This window comes from Mycobacterium sp. (genome assembly GCF_052143115.1).
Taxonomy (GTDB): domain Bacteria; phylum Actinomycetota; class Actinomycetes; order Mycobacteriales; family Mycobacteriaceae; genus Mycobacterium.
On sequence record NZ_JBKQTQ010000022.1, the window covers coordinates 1 to 9,975 of the forward strand.

General features: G+C 66.4%; 8 protein-coding genes. 2 read left to right on the top strand and 6 right to left on the bottom strand.

Annotated features, from left to right (window positions below; genetic code table 11):
• Positions 1 to 617, top strand: a 617-nt coding sequence (locus ACLQI9_RS02115; RefSeq protein ID WP_442390894.1) for an FIST C-terminal domain-containing protein, incomplete at its 5' end; no start/stop codon positions are given.
• A gap of 38 nt (positions 618 to 655) precedes the next feature.
• On the opposite strand, the gene ACLQI9_RS02120 is transcribed toward ACLQI9_RS02115, so the two are convergent.
• The 5 genes from ACLQI9_RS02120 to ACLQI9_RS02140 form a co-directional block, all read right to left on the bottom strand.
• A complete protein-coding gene (locus tag ACLQI9_RS02120) occupies positions 656 to 1,615 on the bottom strand; it encodes an alpha/beta fold hydrolase (RefSeq protein ID WP_442376864.1) in 960 nt (319 codons plus the stop codon).
• Positions 1,616 to 1,679: 64 nt separating this feature from the next.
• Positions 1,680 to 3,635 carry a GMC family oxidoreductase N-terminal domain-containing protein gene (locus ACLQI9_RS02125; protein ID WP_442390896.1) on the bottom strand — a complete coding sequence of 652 codons (1,956 nt, stop codon included), beginning with the start codon at positions 3,633 to 3,635 and terminating at the stop codon, positions 1,680 to 1,682.
• Positions 3,636 to 3,681: 46 nt separating this feature from the next.
• The gene (locus tag ACLQI9_RS02130; protein WP_442376868.1) at positions 3,682 to 5,103 is read right to left on the bottom strand and encodes an aldehyde dehydrogenase family protein; all 1,422 of its coding nucleotides are present in this window, start codon (positions 5,101 to 5,103) and stop codon (positions 3,682 to 3,684) included.
• Between the two features lie 308 nt (positions 5,104 to 5,411).
• Complete coding sequence (locus ACLQI9_RS02135) at positions 5,412 to 6,905, bottom strand: arylsulfatase (RefSeq protein ID WP_442390898.1); 1,494 nt, start codon at positions 6,903 to 6,905, stop codon at positions 5,412 to 5,414.
• Between the two features lie 415 nt (positions 6,906 to 7,320).
• Positions 7,321 to 9,108: an IS1634 family transposase gene (locus tag ACLQI9_RS02140; RefSeq protein WP_442390900.1), complete on the bottom strand. Its 1,788-nt coding sequence runs from the start codon at positions 9,106 to 9,108 to the stop codon at positions 7,321 to 7,323.
• 128 nt (positions 9,109 to 9,236) lie between these two features.
• Here ACLQI9_RS02140 and ACLQI9_RS02145 point away from each other — a divergent pair, with 128 nt between their 5' ends.
• Positions 9,237 to 9,548 (top strand): hypothetical protein, encoded by a 312-nt coding sequence (locus ACLQI9_RS02145; RefSeq protein WP_442390902.1) that lies wholly within the window; start codon positions 9,237 to 9,239, stop codon positions 9,546 to 9,548.
• 52 nt (positions 9,549 to 9,600) lie between these two features.
• Here the strand turns inward: ACLQI9_RS02145 and ACLQI9_RS02150 are convergent.
• Positions 9,601 to 9,975 (bottom strand): FAD-binding protein (locus ACLQI9_RS02150; RefSeq protein ID WP_442390904.1); only part of this gene is annotated, 375 nt, incomplete at its 5' end.

Sequence of the window (9,975 nt, forward strand, 5' to 3'; positions counted from 1 at the left end):
GCCTGCCCGGCGTGCACGGTGTCCCGATCGTGTCGCAGGGCTGCCGGCCGATCGGCGACCCATACATCGTCACCGGCGCGGACGGCGCACTGATCACCGAGCTGGGCGGCCGACCGCCGCTGCAGCGCCTGCGTGAGATCGTCGCGGGGCTGCCGCGCGACGAGCAGGAACTGGTCAGCCACGGCCTGCAGGTCGGGATCGTCGTCGACGAGCACCTGGCGGCTCCGGGTCAGGGCGACTTCCTGATCCGCGGGCTGCTCGGCGCCGACCAATCGACCGGGGCGATCGAGATCGGCGAGGTCGTCGAAGTCGGCGCGACCGTGCAGTTCCAGGTCCGTGACGCGGTGGGCGCCGACAAGGACCTGCGCCTGACGGTAGAGCGGGCGGGAGCGGCGCTGCCCGGGCGTCCGGTTGGCGCGCTGTTGTTCACCTGCAACGGGCGTGGGCGGCGGATGTTCGGGGTCGCCGACCACGACGCGTCGACCATCGAGGAACTACTTGGCGGGATTCCGCTCGCCGGTTTCTTCGCCGCCGGGGAGATCGGCCCGATCGCGGGCCGTAACGCGTTGCACGCATTTACCGCGTCGATGGCGCTGTTCATCGAAGACACGATATAAGCCGCTACCTGGGCGCTGGGCCCCACCGGAGAGCTGTTTCATCGATTGTCCTCAATTGGTGCGGTCATGTTTCCGGCGCCGGTGGCGCCAAGTTCGCGGCGATCCAGCCAGCGCGACACGGCGTGGATTACTGCGTCGGGATTCTCGAGCTGTGGTGTATGTCCGACGTCATGGAGAATCTCGGTGTCCCACTTGGGATTAGCGGCGGCCGCCATGCGCGCGGCGGCGACGGGCACCAGCCGATCCCGATCGCCGTGGATGAGCAGCACCGGCTGTACCAGCGACCTCATCGTGTTCTTGAACTGACGCGGCCTAAGACCGGCCCGCAGCACCGACCGTGCGGCCTGCAGGAAGGCGGCATCTTGGTTGGGCATGTGGCGGCGGCGGTATGCGACGAGTTCGGTGGCGGCGTCCATGAGTTCCGGGGAGCTGCGGCGCGGATCGGCGAAGCACAGGTTCACGACTCGCTCGACGAACTCGCGATCGGTTCTGGATCGTCTGCTGATGTCCATGAAGGCCTCGCCGACGCCGGGGATGGCGTACATCAGGAACTGCGCGGCGACCTGGCGGTCGGGAACCTCCGGTGGTCGTGGCAGTGCCGGATCGACAAGTACTGCCGCGGCGACCGCCTGCGGGCTGGCGGCGGCCTCCAGGATCGTGATGGCGCCGCCCATCGAGTTGCCCATCACAATGACTGGGCCGCCTATGATTTCGTTGATGAAGCGGTCGAGTATCTTCGTGTTGCCTTCGATGGAGGTTCTTCTGCCCGCGGCAGGTGAGAACCCGAACCCGGGCAGGTCGATGGTGATCACTCGGTTGCGCTCGGTCAGCGCGGGAGCGACCCTGACCCAATTCAGATGTGAGCCACCCAATCCGTGCACCATGACGATCGGCGGAACGCCCGCCGGCCCGCCAAAGTCCACCCAGTGCACCGGTCCGGCGATGTCGCTGAAGTGACTGGCGCGTCCCCAGGGCTGCGCGAGTTGCAGTTGCATCATCTAGTCGTTCCTATTCGCTAGTTGCGCTGACGAGGCGAACCGCCAACTCGGAATACAGGGTGTGTCAGGGCTGGTTCAGCATGTTCGTCGCCGTGCGGTGCGCCAGTGCCATGACAGACACCATGGGATTCACTCCCGAGCAGCAGGGCATCCCGCTGGCGTCGGCGATCCAGACCCCGGTCGTGTCGTGCAGCTCGCCATTTGGCTTCGCGACGCACGTCTGCGGGTCGCTGCCCAGCTTTGCGCTGCACATCTGATGGGCGCTGAACACCGGCGTGCCGCCGGGGCCGATCGGGACCTGGTTGACCTTCTCGATGAACTTCTCGAGGTCCTCGCCGCGCTGCCACGGCGCAAAGGGCTGGCCCGCGAGGAAGATCTGTTGCGCACCCGCGGCCTCCTGCATGCGGATCGACGTCACCGCGGCCTCGCGGAAATGACGCCGATCGAGCTCGTCGGTGAACGGGTACCAGTGTGCGGACTCACCGTTGTCGTCGATGGTGACCGTTCCGGCGCCGCGGTCCTTGACGATGAACACCCAGTCGGCCCGGTACCGATATTTGCGGGTGAGCTCTTTGTGCTGCGCGCCGCTGAGCCAGGGCACGACGGTGGTGAACAGGCCGGGCAGGTGCTGCACGCATTCGACGATGTAGCCGTGGCAGTCATTCACCTCGGCGAACTCGTTCATGATGCCGGCCATCGCGGGGCCGTACCACGGGTCCTGCGGTTCGTCATAGATGCCGGTGACGAGGCTGGCGGGATGCAGCCGTAGTTCGGCGCCGACGGCGGGCCCACCGATGCCCGACCGCAGGAGAAGCGCGGGAGTCTCCAGGGCTCCGGCGGCGGCAACGACGGAGGACGCGTGGATGACGACGCGGGAGTTCTGCTGCGTCTCTGGGTCGGTGTAGGTCGCCTCGACCCCGACGGCCTTGCCGCTCTCGGTGAGGATCCGCTCGGCGCGGGTGTTGGGCAGCAGTTTCGCTCCGGCGTCGGATGCGTCCTGTAGATAGGTGCGCAGCGTGCCCTGCTTGGCGCCGGTCTGATCGCCCATTCCGCTGTAACCGATCAGGTTCGGGTCGTATTTGTCCGGGTCGATGTTGAGCATGGCGACGCGGTAGGAGTACCCGAGCTTCGCCGCGCCGTCGGCCAACCGGTGGTGCGGGGCGTTCTGGGTGGCCACCTTGTCGTTGCAGCTGATGCGTTCGAATACCGCCTGCAGGTGGTCGTCGAACGCCGGGGTGTCGACGTCGGTGAGGCCGTCTTTGGCCCAGCTGGCGCGGACGGTGGCCGGGGTCAGCAACGAGTTGGACCAGTTCACGGTGCTGCCGCCGCCCACGGTGCTCCCCGCGGCGATGCTGACCATGCCGTCGGCGGAGGGGAAGAAGCCGCCGCGCAGGAAAAGGTTCCGATAGGCCAGCGGTTCCAGCTGGACGAAGTCGGACTCGTTGAAATAACCGCCTGCTTCCAGGACGATGACCCGCTTGCCTGCCTGGGCCAGCACCGCGGCGGCCACCCCACCGCCGCTGCCGGAGCCGACCACGACCACATCCGCCTCCAGCGTCGTTTCACCGAACGGGGTGATCACCTGCAGTGTCTTCGGAGCATCGGGCGGAGGGGCCTGGACCGGGCCCGGATATCCCATGCCGGCCCACAGCGGGTTGTGGCCCTGTGGACCCGGCAGGCTGTAGGCGAAGATCACCGAAAGCTGATACAGCGCGGCGATCGCCCCCGCGGTCTCAGGCGAGATACCGGCGAGGTTGGCGATGATCGCCTCCCGAATGGCGTGGGGTTGATTCTTCAACCCGATCAGGCCGGCGGCATCGAGCAATTGGAGCAGGCCGGCGAGTTGCTCGTCGGGCAGGTGCGCGACGAGGTAATCGTGCGTGGCAACGTCGGCCCCGATGTCGCTGCCCTTGGCGGCGTAGAACCCGGTTGGGTCGTCCTCGCGCGGAACGGCCGCGACGAAGGTGTCGACGATCGCGGTCAGGGTTTTGCGCTGGAGAGCGTTGAATTCGAGAACCATGGAGGTGACCTTCCTGTTCGATCGGGTGTTGCGACGACGCACAGCCCTAGGGAAGCTGCATCGATTTGGTCTCCAGGAACTCCTCGAGTCCCCATTCGCCGAACTCGCGGCCATTGCCCGACTGCCCATATCCGCCGAAGGGCGCATGGATGTTGAAGGCGCCGTCGTTGATCTGGACCTGGCCCGCCCGAATCCGGCGGGCGACCCTGATGGCGCGCTCCGCGTCGCCCGAATAGACCCCTGCGTTCAGACCGAACATCGTGTCGTTGGCCAGCCGAACGGCGTCGTCCTCGTCGTCGTAGGCCTGGATCACCAGAACCGGACCGAAAATCTCCTCGCGCACGATCGCCATGTCCGGCGTGACGTCGGAGAAGACGGTCGGTCGGACGAAGAAACCCGTCTCCAGCCCGTCCGGCGCAGTGGGTCCTCCGGTGACGAGTCGAGCGCCCTCGGCGATGCCCTTCTCGATGTAGCCGACCACCCGGTCGCGCTGCGCAGCGGACACCAACGGGCCGAGAACCGTTGCCGGGTCGAACGGATCACCGACAATCATCGATTCGACGCCCGCCTTCGCCACCGCTTCGACCTCGGCCAGTTTGGACCGAGGCACGATCATTCTCGTCAGCGCTATGCAGGTCTGTCCCGAGTTGAGGAAGCAGGCCAACAGCCCGCCGGAAACGGCCTCGACCATATCGGCGTCGTCCAGGACGATCAGCGGTGACTTTCCGCCAAGTTCAAGGGAGACCCGTTTGATGGTTTCGGCGGCGACCGCGCCGATCCGGCGCCCCGCGACCGTGGAACCGGTCAGCGAGATCATGTCGACTTCCGGGTGCGCGACAAGCGTCTCCCCAACCCCGGCGCCGGTCCCGGTGACCAGGTTGAACACGCCCGGCGGCAGGCCGATCGATTCGAACACTTCGGCCAACGCGTATGCATTCAATGGCGCGACCTCGCTCGGCTTGAGAACGACGGTGCACCCGGCTCCCAGAGCCGGCGCAACCTTCGCCGCGATCTGGTGCAATGGATAGTTCCACGGCGTGATCGCAACCACTACCCCGATCGGTTCCCGAACCACCAGCGAGTTATAGACCCGGCGCTCGAACGGGAAGCTGAGCACAACATCGGCAATCGACACGAATGACTGCACCGGCAGGCCGACCTGAATCACGTTGCTGTATGCGAAAGGCATCCCAACTTCTTGACTGACCATCGTCGCGATTTCCGTCTGCCGAAGTTGCAGCCCCTCGGCCGCCCGCTTCAGATAGCCGGCGCGCTCGGCAGGCGACGTCGTCGACCAGGAAGCAAACGCCTCGCGGGCGGCACGCACTGCCTTGTCCGCATCGACGGCGTCGCCGGCCGGGATCGAGCCCATTACCTCCTCGGTGGCTGCGTTGACGACCGCGATCTGGTCCGGGCCGTTTGAGGGCTGCCATTGTCCATTGATGAAGTGCGCGCGGTGCTCGAGCATCGGATCCTCCAGTGCGGTTGGATTGCGCCGCCCAGCGAGTCTACTGTGATGGCCGTCACACTGAGACTGCGCCTCGGACGGCGCGCAGTCGATGGCCGCGCGAACAAAAATCAGATCAAGAAACCGGCGGAAATACGACGTCCCAGTCACGGGCCATGCTCACGACGGTCCATCCCAGGCGTGCCCCGACGTCGGTGATCGGCTCGGTCTCGGCGAACGTCTATGCCGTACTGGTGTAGTGAAATTCGCGCTCGGCGTCGTCGTGGTCGATCAGCAGCGCAAGGGTCGTTGCGATCCAACGGGCTCGCTCAGCTGCTGCGGGTAGTGGCGTCCTGCAACTTGGCCATCACCTGGTCCATGCTGAAGCTCGCAGATTTCTGTCGCTGCGGAAACTCGACCAACGTCTCCAGCATCTTCGCGACGTAAGCCTGCGCCGGAACGAACAGGAAGACGTGGTCCAACATCCAGTCGTAGTACGTGTTCGACGTGATGTCGGCCCGCTCGTACGGATCGGTCCGCAGGTTGAACAGCTTGGGCACGCGCAGTTCAACGTACGGCTCCGCCCAGATCTGCAGGGTGCCGGTGCAGCGCTGCTCAAGGAAGACGAACTTCCAGTTGTCGAACCGCAGTGCGGTGAGGTCGCCGTCGTCGGAGACATAGAAGAAGTGCTGGCGTGGGCTCTCGTCGGTCTCGCCGGTGATGTGCGCCAACTGGTCGTGCCCGTCGAGGTGCACCTTGTAGCTCGTGCCGTTCAGGTCTGTGCCCGCGCGCAGCCGCTCGGCGATGTCGGGTACGCCCGCCGCCGACAACAGCGTGACGAACCAGTCGGCGTGGCTGACAATGCCGGTCAGCACCGACCCGGCCGGGATGTGCCCCGGCCAGCGCACCAACGCCGGGACACGGTAGGCGCCCTCCCAGTTGGAGTTCTTCTCGTTTCGGAACGGGGTCATGCCGGCGTCGGGCCAGCTGTTCATGTGGGGTCCGTTGTCGGTGGAGTACATGACGATCGTGTTCTCGGTGATGCCCAGCTCGTCGAGCAGATCCAGCAGGCTGCCGACCGTGTCGTCGTGATCCAACATCGTGTCGTGATAGCGCGACTGCCAGCGCCCGGCGCGGCCCACGCTCTCGGGGTCGGTATGCGTGCGGAAATGCATGTGCGTGGTGTTGAACCACACGAAGAACGGAGTTTCGGCTGCGTGCTGGCGCTTAATGAAATCGACTGCGGCGTCACGGAATTCGCCGTCACAGGTTTCCATCCGCTTCTTGGTGAGCGGACCGGTGTCCTCGATGCGCTGGGTGCCGTCGCCGTTGGCCCAGGTGTGCAGCACGCCGCGGGGCCCGAACTTCTTGCGGAACTCGGGATCCTTCGGATAGTCCGGCAGTTCGGGTTCCTCTTCGGCGTTGAGGTGATACAGGTTGCCGAAGAACTCGTCGAAGCCGTGCATCGTGGGCAGGTGCTCGTCGCGGTCACCGAGGTGGTTCTTGCCGAACTGCCCAGTGGTGTAGCCCTGCGCCTTGAGCGCCGTCGCGATCGTCGGGTCCTGCGCCTGCAGGCCCAGCGGCGCCCCGGGCAGGCCCACCTTGGTCAGGCCGGTGCGGTACGGGTTCTGGCCGGTGATGAACGCCGCCCGTCCGGCGGTGCAGCTCTGCTCTGCGTAATAGTCGGTGAACAGCACCCCTTCGGCGGCGACGCGGTCGATGTTGGGAGTCCGGTATCCCATCAGCCCGTTGCTATAGCAACTGAGGTTGCTCTGCCCGATGTCGTCGCCCCAGATGATCAAGACATTCGGCTTATCGCTCACTGGTTGGCCTTTCGCGGTCGAAGCCCCGACGCCTCGCACCCGGGCCAGCTGACACTGGCGCGTACCGGGCGCCCCAGAAGGATCCTAGACCCCGTTTCCGCCGCCACCACGGGCTTCCGGCTTGCAAGTCATTCGCCACGGCTTATCTCAGCAATGTCGACTCGGAAGTACTTCGGGTATTTCACCACTATTGGCGACATTGCCAGCAGTTTGTGCAGCGGGGTGGGTGCATCCACGTGCGGGGGTGCGGCGGTCGAGTCCCCGCGGCGTGGAGGATCGAGGTGGAGGATTTTCGGCCGGTTCGATACCCGGTCAGCGTATGCGAACAAAAAACTAAGCCGAAGTTACTGCGCCAGAAACGAGCGAATCCGCAGGCGCGCTGGGGATTCGCTGGTTTGGGGTGTGGTTGTTGTGGCTACGCGGCTTTGAGCGGGATGGCGGTGTCGAGCAGTTGGAAGGCGCGGCGCTGGTCGGGGGTGGCTTCGGTGAGCATTGGGATTTCTGTGGTGGCGCCGTGGTAGCGGATCTGGTTGCGGGTGAGGGTGGCGAGGTGGTCGAGTAGTCCGCGGAACCCGCGCAGCGGGTTGCCGTGTTCGTCGCGTTGGGTGGAGGCCTTGGCGTCGGCGTGGGTGGAGCGTTGGGCGGGGGCGACGGGGTTGTCGCGCTGGGGTGGGTGCTCGTCGGTGAATGTCATCGGCGCCCAGGCTTGGCGCAGGTGCCAGGCCAGGTAGCAGGCGAGCATGCAGATCAGCACGTGGGCTTTGACGCGGTCGTCGAGGCGGTGGTGGATGGGCCGCAGGTCCAGGTCGTCGACCTTGATGATGCGAAAGTCGCGTTCGACGGTGGCGAGGTTCTTGTAGCCGGTGACCACCGCGGCCGGGTCGAGGGTGTCGGCGGGCACGCTGGTGCGCAGCACGTAGATGCCGTCCAGGGCGGCCTCGGCGGCGATCTGGTCGTGTTTACGGGCGATGGTCAGGCGGGTGTCGGTGATGGTGCGGTGAAAGTGCTTGCCCACCTTGTACTTGTCGATCACCTTGCCGACTGCTTCACCGATCTGGGCGGCCCCGGCGAGGGTGCCGCGGGCCACCCGGTCGGCGATCGGGTGGAGCAGCTTCTCGGTCGCGGCCAGCAGTTCGTCGCGTTTGCGGGCGCGTTCGGCGGCCAGCGCGGGGTTGCGGCAGGCGATGAGCCGTTCGCCGGGGTAGTCGGGGTGGCTGATCTCGGCGAGATCCTGCCGATCGAACAGGCTCATCTGCAGCGGCCCGTCGTCAGCGGCGAGTTTGGCGATCACTGGTGCGCGCAGCGCGGTGATCCAGCCGAAACCGGTTCCGGTGTCGTCGTTGAGGTCGCGCAGCGCGGCGATGCGCGCGGAGGTGATCATGCCGCGGTCACCGACGAGCACCAGCTTCTCGAGCCCGAACTTGTCGCGGATCACGGTGACGATCTGGGTGAACGCGGTCGGGTCGGCGGTGTTGCCGGCGAACACGCGCACCGCCACCGGTCGGCCCTCGACATCGGTGAGGATGCCGTACTCGATCTGCTCGCGGCCCTTTTTGCCGTCGCGGGAGTAGCCGCGGGCGGCCAGCGCGCAGCAGCGCCCGGTCACCCACGAGCCGGTCAGGTCGAACAGCGCCATCCGCCCCGGATTCACCGACGGATCTAGATGCCGTGCCGCCAACTGTTTTTCGATGCCATCCTGCCGGTCGGCGAGCCAGTCCATGGCCGCGTAGACCTCGTCGGTCGACGCGGCGGCCACGTCGAGGTCTACGCCCAGGGTGGTATCGGCCCACCCGGCCAGCGTGGACAACTTGCTGGCCGGGCGGACCACGCGTGACACGATCAGCGCGAACGCGATATCCCGCGCCCGGCCCGCCGGCCCCAGCAGTGCGGGCAGCCCCAGCGTGCGCGCCATCGCCGTCACCGCCGCCACCTGCCCGTGCGGCAGCGACCGGGTGATGGTGAACGCCTCACCGGCGGGCACCAGCGTCTGTCCCTTCAGCGTCGCCTCGATCGCGTCGACCGCCTCAGGCGGCAGCTTCGACAGGTTCGCCAGCGTCTGGTGCTTGACCTTCTTCCCGTCGCGGAAGGTGCGCCGCAGCAGCACCGACTCGTAGACCCGCTCCTCACCGGACTTCGCCACATACGAACTCTTGTTCCGGGCTACGTGCATCGCACCGCTGTATGCCGTCACATGTTGAATCATACCGTGATCACCCTCGAAACCATCGCAGCGACACGCTACTTCAGTGGCTACATATTCAAGCCGGTACACCACCGTCGACTCAGGTCAGACCCACAATCCCCACCGAAAACCGCCTTAACTTCGGCTTAGTGGCAGCAACGGCGGTGCTGGCGGGGCCGGCGGGCTGCTGTTCGGGTTCGGCGGGGCCGGCGGAAGTGGCGGGTTCGCCACTGGCTCGGGCGGTGTCGGCGGGGCTGGCGGGGACGGTGGGTTGCTGTTCGGCGACGGCGGTGCCGGCGGTGCCGGCGGGGACGGCGTCGGACTCACCGGCTCAGGCGGTGATGGCGGCCACGGCGGCCGTGCCATTCTGCTGGGGAGTGGCGGTGGCGGCGGCAACGCGGGGCTTGGGGCGACCAACGGCCAGGCCGGCGCTGGTGGCACCGGTGGGCTGTTGGGTCTAAACGGGTTAGATGGGTTGCGATAGTTCTGCCGCGTGCGCTCCGGCGCTGTGTCTTAACGCGCCTGCGCGCCCACGACCCCTCGGGCCGCGTGCGCTCCGGCGCGGCGACCGAAGAACGAGCCTTCCCCCAGCTGCGTGCCGCTGGCATAGCCCTTGCCGTCCTGGGCGATGTTGAACGCGCACGCCCCCACCGCATACAAGCCGGGCACCGCCGAGCCGTCTTCGCGCAGCACCTGTCCGTCCACGGACGTGGCCAGTCCCCCCACGGTGAAACCGGCATACATCGCCTTGCCCAGTGACAAGTCGAAGGCGCCCCAGGGTCCTTTGTCCTGCGGCGCAAGGAATTCCGGTTGCTTGTGGAAATCGGGATCCTCGCCGCGCGCGGCATAGGTGTTGTAGCGGTCCAGCGTCGCGACCAGGTTGCCCTG

Coding starts and splice junctions, on each gene's coding strand:
- ACLQI9_RS02120 (WP_442376864.1), bottom strand. CDS start 1,615: ATGATGCAACTGCAACTCGCGCAGCCCTGGGGACGCGCCAGTCACTTC.
- ACLQI9_RS02125 (WP_442390896.1), bottom strand. CDS start 3,635: ATGGTTCTCGAATTCAACGCTCTCCAGCGCAAAACCCTGACCGCGATC.
- ACLQI9_RS02130 (WP_442376868.1), bottom strand. CDS start 5,103: ATGCTCGAGCACCGCGCGCACTTCATCAATGGACAATGGCAGCCCTCA.
- ACLQI9_RS02140 (WP_442390900.1), bottom strand. CDS start 9,108: ATGATTCAACATGTGACGGCATACAGCGGTGCGATGCACGTAGCCCGG.